Annotated in this window: 16 protein-coding genes and 1 tRNA gene; 6 read left to right on the forward strand and 11 right to left on the reverse strand. The window is 67.0% G+C overall.

The annotated features are described in order from the left end of the window. Positions 1–19 precede the first annotated feature (19 nt). From arsC to GKZ92_RS07275, 4 genes are all read right to left on the reverse strand, one after another. Positions 20–361, reverse strand: coding sequence for an arsenate reductase (glutaredoxin) (gene arsC / locus GKZ92_RS07260; RefSeq protein WP_006357896.1), 342 nt, complete (start codon positions 359–361; stop codon positions 20–22). Between the two features lie 85 nt (positions 362–446). Continuing rightward, positions 447–1,325: a catechol 1,2-dioxygenase gene (gene catA, locus GKZ92_RS07265; protein WP_006357897.1), complete on the reverse strand. Its 879-nt coding sequence runs from the start codon at positions 1,323–1,325 to the stop codon at positions 447–449. A gap of 38 nt (positions 1,326–1,363) precedes the next feature. After that, positions 1,364–2,998 carry a 4-hydroxyphenylacetate 3-hydroxylase family protein gene (locus GKZ92_RS07270; protein ID WP_035750392.1) on the reverse strand — a complete coding sequence of 545 codons (1,635 nt, stop codon included), beginning with the start codon at positions 2,996–2,998 and terminating at the stop codon, positions 1,364–1,366. 56 nt (positions 2,999–3,054) lie between these two features. Then, on the reverse strand, positions 3,055–3,624 hold the full coding sequence (locus GKZ92_RS07275) for a flavin reductase family protein (RefSeq protein WP_035750394.1): 570 nt from the start codon (positions 3,622–3,624) through the stop codon (positions 3,055–3,057). Positions 3,625–3,853: 229 nt separating this feature from the next. Here GKZ92_RS07275 and GKZ92_RS07280 point away from each other — a divergent pair, with 229 nt between their 5' ends. Beyond that, the gene (locus tag GKZ92_RS07280) at positions 3,854–4,837 is read left to right on the forward strand and encodes an AraC family transcriptional regulator (protein WP_081474321.1); all 984 of its coding nucleotides are present in this window, start codon (positions 3,854–3,856) and stop codon (positions 4,835–4,837) included. Positions 4,838–4,917: 80 nt separating this feature from the next. On the opposite strand, the gene GKZ92_RS07285 is transcribed toward GKZ92_RS07280, so the two are convergent. Continuing rightward, complete coding sequence (locus GKZ92_RS07285) at positions 4,918–5,895, reverse strand: ribose-phosphate diphosphokinase (RefSeq protein ID WP_006361218.1); 978 nt, start codon at positions 5,893–5,895, stop codon at positions 4,918–4,920. An 81-nt stretch (positions 5,896–5,976) separates the two neighbouring features. Then, the gene (glmU, locus tag GKZ92_RS07290; protein ID WP_035750880.1) at positions 5,977–7,440 is read right to left on the reverse strand and encodes a bifunctional UDP-N-acetylglucosamine diphosphorylase/glucosamine-1-phosphate N-acetyltransferase GlmU; all 1,464 of its coding nucleotides are present in this window, start codon (positions 7,438–7,440) and stop codon (positions 5,977–5,979) included. 278 nt (positions 7,441–7,718) lie between these two features. Between glmU and GKZ92_RS07295 the strand changes: the two genes are divergently transcribed. Next, on the forward strand, positions 7,719–8,474 hold the full coding sequence (locus GKZ92_RS07295; RefSeq protein ID WP_006361220.1) for an SDR family oxidoreductase: 756 nt from the start codon (positions 7,719–7,721) through the stop codon (positions 8,472–8,474). 119 nt (positions 8,475–8,593) lie between these two features. Continuing rightward, positions 8,594–8,665, forward strand: a tRNA-Gln gene (locus GKZ92_RS07300). A gap of 22 nt (positions 8,666–8,687) precedes the next feature. Here GKZ92_RS07300 and GKZ92_RS07305 read toward each other — a convergent pair. Genes GKZ92_RS07305 through GKZ92_RS07320 form a run of 4 tightly spaced genes read right to left on the reverse strand, consistent with a single transcriptional unit; the run spans position 8,688 to position 12,431 of the window. Further along, positions 8,688–9,656 carry a glycine betaine ABC transporter substrate-binding protein gene (locus GKZ92_RS07305; protein ID WP_006361221.1) on the reverse strand — a complete coding sequence of 323 codons (969 nt, stop codon included), beginning with the start codon at positions 9,654–9,656 and terminating at the stop codon, positions 8,688–8,690. Continuing rightward, complete coding sequence (locus tag GKZ92_RS07310) at positions 9,653–10,468, reverse strand: ABC transporter permease (RefSeq protein WP_006361222.1); 816 nt, start codon at positions 10,466–10,468, stop codon at positions 9,653–9,655. The genes GKZ92_RS07305 and GKZ92_RS07310 overlap by 4 nt, the downstream gene beginning before the upstream one ends. Next, a complete protein-coding gene (locus GKZ92_RS07315) occupies positions 10,465–11,790 on the reverse strand; it encodes an ATP-binding cassette domain-containing protein (protein WP_006361223.1) in 1,326 nt (441 codons plus the stop codon). Before GKZ92_RS07315 ends, GKZ92_RS07310 begins: the two co-directional genes overlap by 4 nt. Next, on the reverse strand, positions 11,787–12,431 hold the full coding sequence (locus GKZ92_RS07320; protein WP_035750881.1) for an ABC transporter permease: 645 nt from the start codon (positions 12,429–12,431) through the stop codon (positions 11,787–11,789). Before GKZ92_RS07320 ends, GKZ92_RS07315 begins: the two co-directional genes overlap by 4 nt. Positions 12,432–12,628: 197 nt before the next feature. On the opposite strand from GKZ92_RS07320, the gene GKZ92_RS07325 reads away from it, so the two are divergent. Both GKZ92_RS07325 and GKZ92_RS07330 read left to right on the forward strand, forming a co-directional pair. Continuing rightward, a complete protein-coding gene (locus GKZ92_RS07325; protein ID WP_006361225.1) occupies positions 12,629–13,291 on the forward strand; it encodes a vitamin K epoxide reductase family protein in 663 nt (220 codons plus the stop codon). Between the two features lie 105 nt (positions 13,292–13,396). Further along, positions 13,397–14,098: a TetR/AcrR family transcriptional regulator gene (locus GKZ92_RS07330; protein WP_006359497.1), complete on the forward strand. Its 702-nt coding sequence runs from the start codon at positions 13,397–13,399 to the stop codon at positions 14,096–14,098. Positions 14,099–14,131: 33 nt separating this feature from the next. Here GKZ92_RS07330 and GKZ92_RS07335 read toward each other — a convergent pair whose 3' ends face one another. Further along, positions 14,132–14,926, reverse strand: a complete 795-nt coding sequence (locus GKZ92_RS07335; protein WP_035750403.1) for a dioxygenase family protein — start codon at positions 14,924–14,926, stop codon at positions 14,132–14,134. Positions 14,927–15,091: 165 nt separating this feature from the next. Here GKZ92_RS07335 and GKZ92_RS07340 point away from each other — a divergent pair, with 165 nt between their 5' ends. Then, the gene (locus tag GKZ92_RS07340) at positions 15,092–16,675 is read left to right on the forward strand and encodes a cation:proton antiporter family protein (RefSeq protein WP_006359494.1); all 1,584 of its coding nucleotides are present in this window, start codon (positions 15,092–15,094) and stop codon (positions 16,673–16,675) included.

The following is a 16,675-nucleotide window of genomic DNA, read 5'->3' on the forward strand; positions in this document are numbered from 1 at the left end:
TCGGGGGACCGACGCCCCTTCAGAGGATCTCGTCGAGCTTCTCGAACGGCCGCGGGATGCGGGTCCCCTTGGGGGTCACCACGATCGGACGCTCGACGAGGATGGGGTGTTCGACCATCGCGTCGAGGATCGCCTCATCGGTGGCCGACGCGAGGTCGAGCTCTTTGTAGAGGGCCTCACGCTTGCGCACGGCCTGCGCGGGGGTGAGCCCGGCGTCGGCGAACAGCTGCACCAGCTGCTCACGGGTGTACGGCTCGTCGAGGTACTTGACGACGGTCGGCTCGATGCCGGCGTCGCGCAGAGCCTGCAGCGCCTTGCGCGAGGTCGAGCACTTCGGGTTGTGATAGATCGTCGCGTCCACGAAGACACCGTACCCAGCGCAAAGCGGCCCGGGCCCCAGAGGGGGAGAACCCGGACCGCTCGCGTACCCGTTCCGCGGGGGATCGCTACTCGGGGTCGAGTGCGAAGTCGTACTGCACGACGTTCCGGCCGTCGGCGTCCGGCTTCGGGTCGAGGAGCAGGTCCGGCTTGGTCGCCGAGGCGACGTCGCTGTCGAGCCAGTCCCCACCCGTGAAGTACAGCTGGGTGACGATCGGATGCCGGCCCTTCGCCGCCACGCGCAGATGCAGGTGCGCAGGTCGCCACGGGTGCCACCCGGCGGCCTCGATGAACTTGCCGGTCGGACCGTCGGTCGGGATCTGATACGGCGCGGGTTGGATGGTGGTGATCTCGTAGCGGCCCTGACCGTCGGTGACGATCGTGCCCCGCAGGTTCCAGTCGGGGATGTGCGGCGCGAATCCCGAGTAGTAGCCCTCGGCGTCGGCGTGCCAGATCTCGATCGTCGCGCCGGCCATCGGGTTGCCGTCGAGATCGGTGACCTGGCCGTGCATCACGAACGGTGTCTCGCGGGCGTCGACGCTGCGCATCGGCAGTGTGCAGCGTGCGGGCAGCAGCGGGGAATCCGGCAGATAGTACGGACCCTCGATGCTTCCCTTGGTGCCCTGGTACTTCCGTGAGTTGACCTCCTCGATGTCGTGTTCGACGAACACGTCGAGGAGCAGCGGCCACTCACCACCCTCACCGACGTCGATGAGCCACTGCTTGAGGACCCGGTACTCGTCGTAGGTGATCTCGTACTTGTCGATGAGCGCGCTGAAACCGGCGAAGGCCTCGGATGCGATGGCCGACAGACGTTCCGGTGAGGTGTCGGCGGTGAACCGATGGCCCGCAAACGCTGCGGTGGCCGCACTTCCGGAACCGGCGGCGGTCGGGGATTCGACGGTGGTCGCTGATGCGACCGGGGCGGGCCGCTCGATGGTGGTCATGATGTCTCCTGTTCGAAAGGGCTGTGCGAGAGGGTCGGTCAGCGGTTCCGGAAGAAGCTGACGTCGTCGTTGCCGATGAGGTCCGGCACGGTCCAGCCGTCCAGGTCGTACTCGGACAGGCACTGCTCGGCGAGACCCTTCATCTCCCCGACGGTGCCGCGGGCGTCGGCGAACATGAGAAGCTCGGCCTTCACGCCCTCGTGGTTGCCGGCGTAGTTGCGCTCGTACAGCTCGTGGCGGCCGCCGAACTCGCTGCCGATCGAATCCCACAGCGCCTTCATCACCTTCACGCGATCGACGGCGAGGATGCCGTCGGAACCGCGGACGTACTTGTCCAGGTACGGACGGACGTCGGGGCTCTTGAAGTCCGCCGAGCTCGACGGCAGGTAGATCAGGCCGGAGGCGACGTCCTGCTCGATGATCTCCTTCACGCGCGGGTAGCCCTGCTGGGCGAACATCCGGTAGGTCAGGCCGTACTCGAGCTTCGGGATGACGGTGTCACCGATCCACGGCTCGGGGTTGTTGACCATGGCATCGCTCAACGACCAGAACAGGTTTCGCCAGCCGATGACCTCGCCGACGCGGGTCTGCACGCCGCGGAACCCGCCGGCGCCGGTGCAGTCGAGGGCCTTCATCAGCAGGCCGGCGATGAAGTCGAGCTTGACCGCGAGACGGGTGCAGCCCTGGAGGGTGAAGCGGGGCAGGAAGCCGGACTGCGGGAAGAAGGCGTTGATCTTGTCGACGTCGCCGTACATGAAGACGTTCTCCCAGGGCACGAGCACCTTGTCGAAGACGAAGATGGTGTCGTTCTCGTCCATGCGGCTCGACAGCGGGTAGTCGAACGGCGTGCCCATCACAGCGGCCTGCTGGGTGTACGACGAGCGGCAGATGAGCTTCACGCCCGGGGCGTCCATCGGGACGGTGCAGATCAGGGCGAACTGCTTCTTCTTGATCGGGAGTCCGTAGTGGGAGATGAAGTTGTAGTTGGTGATTGCCGAACCGGTCGCGACGACCTTGGCGCCGGAGACGATGAGACCGGCGTCGGTCTCCTTCTCCACCTTCATGAACACGTCGCCGACCTCGTCCGGCGGCAGCTGGCGGTCGACGGGCGGGTTGATGATCGCGTGGTTCCAGTACAGAACCTTTTCCTGCGACTCCTTGTACCAGCGTTCGGCGTTGGCCTGGAACGGTGCGTACAGCTCGGAGTTGGCGTGCAGGGTGCCGAGGAAGCTGGCCTTGTAGTCGGGGCTGCGGCCCATCCAGCCGTAGGTCATCCGCGCCCAGGTGGCGATGGCGTCGCGGTCGGCGCGCAGGTCGTCGGCAGACTTCGGTGCGCGGAAGAACGGCATGGTCACGCCGCCGTTGCCGGTGTCAGTGGGGGCGGTGACCTTGTCCTTGGTCGCCGGGTCGTGCATGGCGTCGTAGAGGCGGGCGGTCATCCGGATCGGGTTACGGAATGCCTCGTGGGTGGTCACGTCCTTGACGCGCTCGCCGTTGAGCCAGATCTCGCGGTCGTCGCGCAGCGACTCGATGTACTCGTCGCCGGTCATCGGCTTGGAGGCGAAGTTCTCGGTGCGGTTCGCCTCGCTGTCGGCGGCGACGTTCACCTTCGAGCGGTCGACGATCGTCGCTTCGGTGGTCTCGGTGTCGGGGGCGATGTCGGTTGCGGTCATGGTTATCCTCACTTCGGTTGTGCGACAGTAGAGTTGATCGGTGGACGGATGGTCGGTCAAGAGACTGCGGATAGCGGTACGCAGCTCGGCGTGAACCGCGCGGTCGCGTCGAACCAGCGGCTGTGCGGATCGTCGAGGCTGCCGCAGTAGGCGGCGGCGCCGGAGGTCTCGCCGAGGTCGTGGAACTTGCTGCGGTAGAACAGGAGCGGCTCCGCCTCGGTGTCGACGTGGGCGCCGACGATCTCGCCGACGTAGATGACGTGGTCGCCGCCGTCGTAGGACGCCCAGGGGTTGCAGATGAGGGTCGCGGCGTTGCCGGCCAGCGCGGGGACGAGCCACTCCGAGCTCCATTCGGGCCCGTGTTCCTGCGGCTTGCCGGCGAAGTGCATGGCGGTGTCGAGCTGATCCGACTTGAGGATGTTGACCGCGAACGGCGCGTCGTCGAGGTAGCCGCAGGCCTTCGACTTGCGGGTCAGCGTGACCTGGCAGAGGCGGGGCTCGATCGAGATCGGGGTGAACGCGGTGACCGTCGCGCCGTGCGGGGTGCCCTGGTCGTTCGCGCAGGTGATGACGGTGACGCCGGTGGCGAACTGTCCGAAGATGTTGCGCATCGTGCGTTGGTCCATGGGGATCAGCTCCTTTGCTCTGGCAGTGGCTGGTGGGGTGTCTGGTGTGACGGTGCGACCAAACGTATGACCGCGATCACATCCCGTCGATCCGCATTGCGAACCGTCGATCCGATGTGCGCAACGTTGCGATCTGGATCGCTCCCGACGGCAGTTAGTGACAGCGGTCACAGTTACGCTGGACGACGTGAGCGCAGGGCCGCCCATTTCGGGGACCAACCAACCGCGGGTGTCGGTGTCGCAGGTGACGCCGCCGCCCCGTCGTGTCGTGGGGTCGGGGATCGCGGACTGGGATGAGGTCCACGAAGTCGTCGCGGACGCGTACTTCCCCCATGAGCTGCGGCCGCTGTCCCGTGACGACGCCTCCCACTACCGCCTGGAGTCGACGGCGATCGGTCCGACGGTGCTCGCGCGGATCGGTTTCGGCGCAGACGTGTCGATCGACACCGACCATCCAGGGGCATGGGCCATCAACGTTCCGTTGTCCGGCAGCATCGCGTCGGTCACCGACGGCCGGGAGATCGTCTCCGAACCAGGTCAGGCGACGCTCAACCCGCCGGACACCTCGACGGTCATCACCAACTGGAGCAAGACCTGCGAGATCATCGGTTTCAAGGTCGAGCGGGACTACCTGCAGCGCGAGATCGACCGGATCGCCGGCCGCCCGGGCCGGTCATTGACCCGCCAGCTCGATCTGCGCACCGGTGCCGGCGCCGAATGGCTGGGGCTGTTGAGGTCGGCGCGTCAGCAGGTCGCGCAGTGCGAGGGCATCCTGTTGCGCAACCCGCGAATGGCGGAGCAGCTGGGCGGCATGCTCACCACGGCCCTGGTGCTGGCCGCACTGCCCGAGAGTGATGAGCCGATGGCCGGAACCCGCCCGCGCATGGTAAAGCGCGTCATCGACGCCATCCACGCCATCCACGCCGACCCGGCGCGACCGTGGACCGTGGGTGAGCTGGCGGAGATCGGGGCGGTCAGCGCTCGACGCCTGCAGCAGAGCTTCCGCGAGTGCGTGGGGATGAGTCCCATGGAGTACGTGCTCGACGTTCGGCTCGAGTGCATCCACAACGACCTGCTGACTCGCGGCGGGACCTCGACCGTCACCGACATCGCCACCCGGTGGGGCGTCATGCACACCGGCCGCTTCGCCGCCGCGTATCGACGCAAGTACGGGGTCGCGCCGTCGGAGACGCGGCGGATGGCGGGTGCCTAAGGAGCCGACGACGACAAAAACCACGGCGCCCGGATGTTCGTGAGAACATCCGGGCGCCGTGGTGAGAGGGAATCGAAAGACTAGGCGATGCCGTCGAACAGGCTTGTGACCGAACCATTTTCGAAGACCTCGCGGATCGTCTGCGCGAGCAGCGGGGCGATCGACAGGACGGTGAGGTTCTCGAAACGCTTCTCGGCCGGGATGGGCAGCGTGTCGGTCGCGATGACCTCCTTGGCGCCGCAGCCGGCGAGACGCTCGGCCGCCGGGTCGGAGAAGACGCCGTGGGTGGTCGCGATGATGACGTCGCCGGCACCGGCCTCCTTGAGCACGCGGACCGCGCCGGCGATGGTGCCACCGGTGTCGATCATGTCGTCGATCAGGACGCAGGTGCGTCCCTCGACCTCACCGACCACGCGGTTCGACTTGACCTGGTTGGGAACCAGCGGGTCGCGGGTCTTGTGGATGAAGGCCAGGGGAGCGCCGCTGAGGGCGTCGGCCCACTTCTCGGCGACGCGCACACGACCGGAGTCGGGCGAGACGACGGTGATGTTGTCGGTGCCGTAGTTGTCGCAGACGTAGCCGGCGAGCTGGCCGAGGGCGTGCATGTGGTCGACCGGACCGTCGAAGAAGCCCTGGATCTGATCGGTGTGCAGGTCGACCGTGATGATGCGGTCGGTGCCCGCGGTCTTGAGCAGGTCGGCGATGAGGCGGGCCGAGATGGGCTCGCGTCCGCGGTGCTTCTTGTCCTGGCGGGCGTAGGGGTAGAACGGCAGGATCACGCTGATGCGCTTGGCCGAACCGCGCTTGAGTGCGTCGATCATGATCAGGGCTTCCATGACCCACTGGTTCAGCGGGTAGGGGCAGCTCTGCAGCACGAACGCGTCCGAGCCGCGGACGGACTCCTCGAAACGGACGAACAGCTCGCCGTTGGCGAAGTCGCGTGCCGTCTGGGGGGTCACCTTGATGCCCAGTTCGTCGGCGACTGCTTCAGCCAGTTCGGGGTGGGCACGACCAGAGAACAGCATCAGGTTCTTCTGGTTGTCGGTGGTCCAGGTCATGAAACTCTTCTGTCCGTTCGGTCGATCTATGGGTCGATCAGTTGGGCTACCTGCCGTGAACGGCAGGACTGCTCGGGTCCGTTATGCGGACCCGGAGTTCTTGTCGCGTGCCTCGAGTGCCGCGCGTGCCGCCGCGGTGTCGGGCCGTTTGCGCACGACCCAGTCCTCGATGACACGTTGTGTTCCCGCCGAGACCGCGAGGGCTCCCGGCGGTACATTCTGCCGCACGACGGTTCCGGCTCCGGTGTATGCCCCGTCGCCGATGCTCACCGGGGCGACGAACATGTTGTCCGAGCCGGTGCGGCAATGGTCGCCGATCACCGTGCGGTACTTGTTCACGCCGTCGTAGTTGACGAAGACGCTCGACGCGCCGATGTTCGTGTGCTCGCCGATCGTGGCGTCGCCGACGTAGGTGAGGTGGGGGACCTTGGAACCGTCGCCGATCGTCGAGTTCTTGGTCTCCACGAAGGTGCCGATCTTGCCGGCGACGCCGAGCACGGTTCCCGGTCGCAGGTAGGCGAACGGGCCGACCGAGGCGTTGCCGCCGATGACGGCGTCGCTGCCGTGGGTGCGGATGACGTGGGCGCCTTCGCCGATCGTGACGTCGGTGAGCGTGGTGTCGGGCCCGACGACCGCGTCGGCGGCGATGTGGGTGCGGCCGTAGAGCTGCGTGCCGGGTTCGATCCGCACATCCGGCTCGATCGTCACGTCGACGTCGATCCAGGTGGTGGCCGGATCGACGACGGTGACGCCGTCGACCTGATGGCGGCGGATGATCCGGCGGTTGAGTTCGGCGCCGAGGTCGGCGAGCTGTGCGCGGTCGTTGCAGCCGGCGACGAGGACGGGGTCCGCAACGGTGAAACCGCGGACGGCCTGGCCCGCGTCGCGCGCGATCTCGACGATGTCGGTGAGGTAGAACTCGCCCTGCACGTTGTCGGTCGACAGCTTCGAGAGCCCGTCCCGCAGCGCGGCGGCGTCGACGGCGTAGACACCGGCGTTGACCTCGGTGATCGCACGCTGTTCTTCGGTCGCGTCCTTGTGCTCGACGATGGCGCGCACGGAGTCGTCGTCGGCGCGGATGATCCGCCCGTAGCCGGTCGGGTCGTCGGCGATGAAGCTGGTGAGGGTGACCGCGGCGCCGCCGTCGGCGGTGTGGGTGTCGATGAGCCCGCGGAGGGTGTCGGCGTCGAGGAGCGGGACGTCGGCCGCGGTGACGATGACGGTTCCGGCGAAGTCTTCGGGGAGTCCGGTCAGTCCGACGCGGGCGGCGTCGCCGGTTCCGCGCGGCTCGTCCTGCTCGGTGATCGCGATGTCGCGGCCCAGCGCGGCGGCGATGTCGGCGACGGCCGCGGAGACCCGTTCACGCTCATGGCTGACCACGACGACGAGGTGCTCGGGATCGATACCCGACGTGCCGTGGAGTGAGTGACCCAGGAGGGATCGGCCGGCAATCGTGTGGAGGATTTTGGGGGTCTTGGACTTCATCCGGGTACCGGCACCCGCGGCCAGCACGATCACGGCCACAGATGGCGACGTTCCCGACATCGAATGCCCACCCTCTTCCTTCATCGGTGTTCACGTCGGGTGCGATCCTACGCACCGGTACGGCGGTGTAATAACGCGCCGTACCGTTCTCGCTGAATGCGACGCTGTCACGTGATGGAACACACGTCTGTCGACGTCACCTGATAGAACACAAGGGACCGCGATTCCCCGAGCGTTCGATCGGTGCGCCATGGGCGTTCGGCTTCGACGCGCAGGCGGGGAGCGGACCAGCGCGGGCCGGGTGACCCGGCCCGCACACCTGACCAACGGAGGTATTAATGAGCACGCAGAAGACCGCGATCGTCACCGGCGCGGCACGGGGCATCGGTGCTGCCGTGGCCAAGCGACTCGCCGACGACGGCCTGGCCGTGGCCGTCCTGGACCTCGACGCCGATGCCTGCGCCGACACCGTCAAGGCCATCACCGACAAGGGCGGCAAGGCCATCGCCGTGGGCGCGAACGTCGCCGACGAGGCGTCGGTGAACGCGGCCGTTGAGAAGGTCGCCGCCGAGCTCGGTGCGCCGACCGTCGTCGTCAACAACGCCGGCATCACCCGCGACAACCTGCTGTTCAAGATGACCGTCGACGACTGGGACGCCGTCATGGCCGTCCATCTGCGAGGTGCCTTCAACGTCACCAAGGCCGCCCAGAAGTACATGGTCGACGCCGGCTGGGGCCGCGTCGTCAACCTGTCGAGCACCTCGGCCCTCGGTAACCGCGGCCAGGTCAACTACTCGGCCGCCAAGGCCGGCATGCAGGGCTTCACCAAGACGCTGGCCATCGAGCTGGGCAAGTTCGGCGTCACCGCCAACGCCATCGCTCCCGGCTTCATCGAGACCGAGATGACCGCCGCCACCGCCGAGCGTGTCGGCGTGCCCTTCGAGGACTTCAAGAAGGCCGCGGCCAGCCAGATCCCGGTGAACCGCGTCGGCGTCCCCGAGGACATCGCCCACACCGCGTCGTTCTTCATCAGCGAGGGTGCGGGCTTCGTCTCCGGTCAGGTCGTCTACGTCGCCGGCGGCCCGAAGGACTGACGACTTACAGACGTCGTCTCGACTCCCAGACTTCGATCGAAGTCTGGGAGTCGGAATGAGGTCGACCGGTGGCGTCACGTCGCCGCCGGAGCGCTGTGGCACAATCGTCAGCGCAGTATTCCCCCATGGTGTAATCGGCAACACTTCTGATTTTGGTTCAGGCATTCCAGGTTCGAGTCCTGGTGGGGGAGCTCTTGCGAAGTGTGTGCGCCGCTAGGCGACGAAGCCCTCGGCCTGCAACCAGTCGTAGGCGACGTCGGCGGGGTCCTCACCGTCGATGTCGATGCGGCCGTTGAGTTCCTGCATCACCGAGTCGGTGAGCTTCGCAGACACCGGTGCCATGAGTTCGGCGATCTGGGGAGCCTCCTTGTTGAGGCGCGTGCTCAAGACCACGCAACCGCTGTACGGCAGGAAGAACTTCCGGTCGTCGGTGAGTACCGCGAGATCGAGGTTCTTGATCCGGCCGTCGGTGGAATACACCATGCCGAAGTTGCACGGTTCGCTGCGCGCCGTCGAGGTGTAGACGACCCCGGAGTCCATGACTGTCACGTTGTCCTTCGGTACGCCATCGGGCGTGCCCAGCGGGATTCCGTAGGCCTCCAGCATCGGGATCATTCCGTCGGCGCGGCTCAGGAACTCGTCGTTGATGCAGAACGTCCGCTCCGACACCGGCAGGTTCGCGATGTCCGACATCGTCTTCACGTTGAGACGTTTGGCCGTTGGTGCCGACGCCGCGAACGCGTAGGTGTTGTTGAACGCCGCGGGCGGCAACCACTCGGCGCCGTTGGCGCGATCGGCGTCGCGGACCCGTTTCCACAGCTCGTTCGGGTCGGAGATCGTCTCGGTCTCGCCGAGGTAGGTCTGCCAGGCGGTTCCGGTGTACTCCCAGAGGATGTCGGCGTCGCCGTTGAGGAGTGCCTGGCGCGACGACATCGAACCCGGTGCGTTCGTCAGATCCTTGACCGACGCCCCCGCCGCGCCGAGGTAGGTCGCGGTGATCTTGCCCAGCAGCACCGATTCACTGAAATTCTTCGACGTCACCCGGATCTCGGTACCCTCCAAGGGCGTCGAGCCGTCGGCGAGGAATGCCTCGCGGAAGGTGCCCGACGAGCTGACCAGCCCGCAGCCTGCGACCACGACCATGAGTATCGCCGTGAAGACGGCCAGGACGGACTTTCTCATGAGATCCCCCGCGGTGTCGCGGCCAACTCGACGAGCCGTCCGAGCCAGTCGATCGTCATCGCCAGCAGTGCGACGAGCACCGCGCCGGCGACCAGCAGTTTCGGCAGGAACAGGGTGATACCGGTGGTGATGAGCGTGCCGAGGCTCGTCGCGCCGATGAACGTACTCAGGGTCGCCGTGCCGACCAGGATCACCAGCGCCGTGCGCACACCGTTCAGGATGACCGGCACCGCGAGCGGCAACTCGACCTGGAAAAGCGTTCGCACCGCGGACAATCCGATGCCGCGGGAGGCCTCGACCGTGCGCTGGTCGACCTGCCGGAGGCCGACGATCGTGTTCTGCAGGATCGGGAGCACCGCGTAGACGACGAGACCGATGACCGCCGTGTTGAAACCGGTGCCGAGCCAGAACGTGAACAGCACCAGCAGGCCGATGGCGGGAGCGGCCTGCCCGATGTTGGCGATGTTGACCGCAATCGGGTTGAGCCACTTGAGGGATGGTCGGGTCAGTGCGATGCCGAGCGGGATGGCGATACACACGACGATCACGGTGGCGACGAGCGTGAGCTCGATGTGGTCGAGGATGGTCGCTCGGAGCGCCGGCCATGCCATCGAGGCGCTCTCGGTGGAGGTGAACGTCGTGCGCTGATACCAGATCAGGAACCCGACGCCGATGACGATGATGACCAGCGGTTCGAACCAGACGTCGATGGGCAGCTTCGCGAACCGGCGTCGGAAACCGCTCCGAGGTGGTTGGACCGGTGCCTCTGCTGCCGCGGTGACCCGCGCGGACTCGTCGGCGACGGAGGTCATCGTTCGGCGCTCGGTTCGTCGGCCGTGTCGGCGGCGGACGACTCGTCCTCGGCTGCGATGACCGGTGTGTCGACAGGTGCGGACCCCTCGGTGTGGTCGAGATAGCCGACGTGGTCGTCGTCGCGGACATCCGCGAGCTGTCCGCGGATGGCCTCCATCACGGACGCGATGTTCAGCGCGCCGATGACCGCGCCGCGTCCGTCGGTGACGAGGACGCCGCCCTGGCTGGTCGCGAGCATCGAGTCGAGCGCGTCGTTGAGCGTCGACGACTGTGCGACGACCGGTAGGCGCGGGTCGAGGTAATCCGACACCTCGGGTTTGGCGGAGACCTCCGCGATGCTGGGCCAGGCTCGCGGCCGGCCGTGTTCGTCGACGACGACCAGCCAGTCCTCGCCGGCGGCTCGGGCGCGGTTCACCACGGTGCCGGACCCTTCGCCGACGCGGGCGGTGACCACCTGGCGGATCTCGACATCGCGTACGCGGGTGAGGGTCAGGTGAGCCAGTGTCGCACCGGAACCGACGAACTCCTCGACGAACGGGCTGGCCGGGTTGGCGAGGATCTCTTCTGGCGGGGCGAACTGTTCGATGTGCCCGCCCTCGGAGAGGATCAGGACCTTGTCGCCGAGTTTGGTTGCCTCTTCGAAATCGTGGGTGACGATGACGATCGTCTTGCCCAGTTCGTGCTGGATGGCGATGAGCTTGTCCTGCAGGCGGGCTCGCGTGATCGGGTCGACGGCACCGAACGGCTCGTCCATCAGCAGGACGGGCGGGTCGGCCGCCAGAGCACGGGCCACACCGACGCGCTGCTGCTGACCGCCCGACATGTCCTTGGGCAGACGGTCGGCGAAGGTCGCGGCGTCGAGTCCGACCAGGTCCATGAGGTATTCGGTGCGCTCGGCGATGCGTTTCTTGTCCCACTTGAGGATTCGCGGGATGGTGCCGATGTTCTTGCTGACCGACCAGTGGGGGAAGAGCCCGCCGGACTGGATGACGTAACCGATGGACTGGCGCAGCTTGTCCGGGTTCTCCGCGGTCACGTCACGCCCGCCGATGTAGATACGACCCTCGGTGGGCTCGATGAGCCGGTTGATCATCTTCAGGGTCGTCGTCTTGCCGCAGCCCGACGGGCCGACGAAGGCGACGATGTCACCGGCGTCGATCTCGAGGTCGAGTTGCGCGACCGCAGGCTTGGTCTGGCCCCGGTAGCGCTTGACGACGCCTTCGAGACGGATCGATTCGCCGGTGACGACGCGACCGTTCGCGCCGGACGACGGTTGGCCTGCCGAGGATTTCGACGGCGGGGCGGTGGTGGAGTCGGTCATGAGAGTCCCTTGGAGATGGTGAGTCGGCCGAGCAGAACCAGGAGAGCGTCGAAGACGAGCGCGATGACGACGATGAGAAGCGTTCCGGCCAGCGCTGATTCGAGGGCGTTTGCGCCGCCGAGCCGTGCGAGCCCGTTGAAGATCAGTGATCCGAGGCCGGGGCCGAGGACGTAGGCGACGATCGCCGCGACGCCCACGATCATCTGTGTGGACACCCGGATTCCGGTCAGGATCACCGGCCAGGCGATCGGTAGTTCGACCGTCAGCAGGATGCGCCACCGCGAAAGCCCGATCCCGCGGGCCGATTCGACGACCGCGGGCGGCACCGACCGCAAGCCGACCACCGCGTTGCCGATCACCGGCAGCATCGCGAAGAACGCCAGCATCAGGAACGATGGTGTCACGCCGAGCCCGAACGGGACGATCAGCAGCGCGAGCAGGGCGAGCGACGGAATCGTCAGTGCCACACGACTAGACGTCAGCGTGAGCGCGGCGGCCAGCGGAAGCCGGTAGACGAGCGCGGCGACCGCGATGGCGACGAGGGTGCCGACGAGCACGGTCTGGAATGACAGCGACGCGTGTTGATATGTCAAGAACGTGAGAGAGCGAGCGTTGTCGCCGATGTAATCCCACAATTGCACGGTTGTGTTCCCATCCCCGTTGGTGAATCCGACATTACGCATCGGCGTGGGCCGGTGCCGACGTTTGTCCGATCACGCGTGCCTTTACCCTCACCGTGGGCGGATAACCCTCCACCGGTTGCGGCCGGTGCAGAGTCGGCACGATTCGGTGCACGCCGACCGTCGGTGACCACGTCGGGCAGTGTCATCCTGGATGGGTGAGTGAGAGCGCCCCCGCCGATGCAACACCGACCACAGCAGAGCTCGATCCGGACGACCGGGCCCTTCTGGCCGAAGCCGTCCGTTCCTGGACGCGGATCGTCGCCTGGGTCCTGAGCGTCGGCGGCGCGATCGGGTTCGTGGCGTCGTTCGTGCTGACGGTCGAACGGATCGAACTCTTCAAGAACCCCGACTACGTGCCGTCGTGCAACTTCAATCCGGTCCTGAGCTGCGGTTCGGTGATGGCCAAGCCGCAGGCTGCCCTGTTCGGGTTCCCGAACCCGCTGCTCGGCATCGCGGGATTCGCGGTGGTGATCACCACCGGCGTGGCGATCCTCGCGGGTGCACGTCTCGCGGGCTGGTACTGGGCGGGTCTGCAGGTCGGTGTGACCTTGGCGATGGCCTTCATCTGCTGGCTGATCTACTCGAGCCTCTACTCGATCGGCGCACTGTGCCCGTACTGCATGGTCGTGTGGGCGGCGACCCTGCCGATCTTCGTCTTCGTCAGCGTGCGCAACCTCCATGCGAGCGGACTGACCTCGCGATCCGGGGCGGCGCTCGCGGTCGCCCGTAGCCACGCCCTGATCCTGGTCCTCGCCGTGGGGCTCGTGATCGTGCTCATCGCCATCCGGTTCTGGTCGTACTGGTCGAGCTTGTACTGAGGGCGGGGACCCTTCGTGGCTCGTCGCTTACGCTCCTCGCACCTCAGGGAGCGAAAAATGGCGCAACATTCTTGATTCCGCGACGACTCGTCCTAGGCTGGGCCCATGGCGATCGGACGTCCGGCGGAGGGTGCGACCGAGGTGCAGCGCGCGCCCCGGGCGCGGATGACCGGTGCGCAGCGGCGATTACAGCTGATCGAGGTGGCGCGCGGGCTGTTCGCCGAACGCGGTTTCGAGGGCACCTCCATCGAGGAGATCGCGCAGCGCGCAGGCGTTTCCAAGCCGATCGTGTACGAGCACTTCGGCGGCAAGGAGGGTCTCTACGCGGTCGTCGTCGACCGCGAGATGGAGACGCTGCTCGAGATGGTGACCGCCTCGCTGTCGAAGAACCGGTCGCTGTACCGCATCCAGCAGGTCGCGCTCGCGTTGCTCACCTACATGGAGGAGCGCACGGACGGGTTTCGCATCCTCGTCCGCGGCGACAGCACCGCGGCGACCGGCGAGACGGCCACCTACTCAAGCCTTCTCAACGATGCCGTCAGCCAGGTCGAGCACATCCTGGCCGGCGACTTCGAGCGCCGCGGCTTCGACCCCGCCCTCGCCCCGCTGTATGCCCAGGCCCTGGTGGGCATGGTGTCGTCGACCGCGCAGTGGTGGCTCGACGTCCGCGAGCCGTCGAAGGAGGTCGTGGCCGCCCACCTCGTGAACCTCTGCTGGAACGGGCTCACCCGCCTCGACCCGTCGCCCGATCTCGTCGGCCCCGACTACGTCGAGCCCCGCGAACGGACCACCGCCGAGGACTCCTGACGCTTCGAGGCTTCCTCGCACCTGAGGCAGCAGTCAAGCCAGTACCAGGCTCCGCTTGGAGAGTCCCATCCAGAACCCGTCGATGACCTGATCCGGACGCTGTTCGACGTCGTCGCCGGCACCGAGCGCGACGAACAGCGGCGCGAAGTGTTCGATCGTCGGATGCGCATACGGCATCCCGGGCGCGGTCTGGCGAAACCTGATGAGCGACTCCACATCTCCCGCGGCAAATCGTTCGGCGGCCCACGAGTCGAACTCGGCCGACCAGCTCGGGGGAGTCGCCTCGGGTCGCCAGTCGCGCAGGAACGGCAGGCCGTGGGTGGTGAAACCGGACCCGATGATCAGCACGCCCTCGTCGCGCAGCGGCTTGAGGCGTCGACCGAGGTCGAGCAGCCGCTCCGGGTCGAGGGTCGGTAGGGAGATCTGCAGGACCGGGATGTCCGCCTCGGGGTACATGACGGTCATCGGCACGTACGCGCCGTGGTCGAGGCGACGGTTGGGGTCGTGGGCGATCGTCTCGCCGTCGGGCATCATCGCGGCGACGCGTCGGGCCAGGTCCGGGGCGCCCGGCGACCGGTACTGGACGCGGTAGTACTTCTCCGGGAAGCCGCCGAAGTCGTAGGTCAGCGGCGTCCGGGAGTCGGTGGAGCCGATGGTGAGGGGCGCCGCCTCCCAGTGCGCCGACACGATGAGGATCGCTGTCGGCCGTGCGAGGCCGCCGGCGAGCTTCTTCAGCTGGCGGACCCAGGTGGGACTGTCGACGAGGGGTGGGGCGCCGTGGGACAGGAACAGGGCCGGCTGCCGGGTGGGGGAGTTCGAGCTGGACATACCCGATCTTAACCGGACTGTGGTCCGTTTTGTTCCCGAGGCCCAGGATGCCCGCTCTGGTCGGGCAATCGGCGTGGCCGCCGCACGTCGTCTCGCGTGCGGCTATAACGTTCCAGACATCCCCGTCGGCCGCTCGCGGCCCAGAGAGAAAGGGACTCCCGGCGCGTGGAGACAGTCGGCATCTATCTCGTCGTCATCTTCGGATGCGGATTCCTCGCTCGACTGGTCCGTCTGCCGACGTTGGTCGGGTACCTGGCGGCCGGATTCATCCTGCACGCCCCGGGCATCGACGACCTGCCGATCATCGACACGCTCGCAGATCTGGGCGTGACGATCCTGCTGTTCACCATCGGCCTCAAGCTGGACCTCCGGATGCTGTTCCGGCGCGAGGTCTTCCTCACCACCGCCATCAACCTCGCGGTGATCATGGGTCTCACCACCGGCTTCCTCGGACTGCTCTCGACCATCGGCGTCCGGATGCTCATGGGTGAGGGCTGGCAGACGCTCGCGCTCCTCGGTTTCGCGCTGTCCTTCTCGAGCACGGTGTTCGTGGTCCAGGTGCTCGACGAACGCTCGGAGTCCCGCTCGCTGTACGGCCGAATCGCGATCGGCATCCTGGTCCTCCAGGACGTCGTCGCCGTCGCCTACCTCACGTCGATGAGCGGGGAACCGCCGAGTCCCTGGGCGTTCGCGCTGGTCCTGCTGATCCCGGGTGCCTGGGTGGTCCGGCGACTGTGGAACCGCCTCGGACACGGCGAACTCCAGACCCTCTTCGGCGTGACGATGGCGCTCGTACCGGGATACTGGCTGTTCGAATCGGTCGGCATCAAAGGCGACTTCGGTGCCATGGTCGTCGGCGTGCTGCTGGCCTCGCATCCGCGTGCCGGAGAGCTGTCCCGCACGTTGTTCGGTCTCCGAGAACTGCTCCTGGTGGGCTTCTTCGTCTCGATCGGACTCCACGTCACGCCCACCCTCGACACCGTGCTCCTCGGCCTGGTCCTCGTGGTCCTCCTGCCGCTCGAGGCGGCCCTGTTCACCCTCGTGCTGGCCATGTTCGGCCTACGTCGGCGCACCTCGATCCTGGCAGGTCTGGCGCTGGCGAACTTCTCCGAGTTCGGCCTCATCGTCATCTCCAACGGCGTGAGCAACGACCTGCTCGACGACGACTGGCTGGTGGTCACCTCGGTCGCGGTCGCGGCGAGCTTCGTGTTCTCGACCCTCGTCAACCGTCGGGGGTCCGGGCTGGTGGCCCGGCTCTCGGCCTACGTCCCGAGAACAGCCGCCGCGAGCGCCCATCCCGACGACGCGGCGATCGACCTCGCTCCCGCCCGTGCCGTCGTCTTCGGTCTCGGCCGGGTGGGCAGTTCGGTCTACAACCGTCTCGTCGACGAGTACGGGCTGAATGTCGTCGGCGTCGAGAACGATCCGCTGAAGGTCGCCGATCTTCGTGCGCGCGGACTACGGGTGATCGAGGCCGACGCGACCGAGACGGGGTTCTGGGAACGGTGCGAGGGCGTCTCCGACCTCGACATCCTCGTGTTCGCCATGCCGTTCCACGGGTCCAACCTGGTGGCACTGGATCGAGTCGAGGAGCGTGAATTCGAGGGGACCATCGCCGTCGTCGCGCAGTACGACGACGAACGCGACGAACTGCTCGGGCGGGGTGCCGACGTCGCCTTCCACATCTACGAGGGCACCGGCGTCGGTCTGGCCGACGCCGCCGCCGAGGCCGCGGGCCTCGACCGCTGA

Source organism: Gordonia sp. 135 (genome assembly GCF_009720185.1).
In the GTDB taxonomy this organism is placed as follows: Bacteria; Actinomycetota; Actinomycetes; order Mycobacteriales; family Mycobacteriaceae; genus Gordonia; species Gordonia alkanivorans.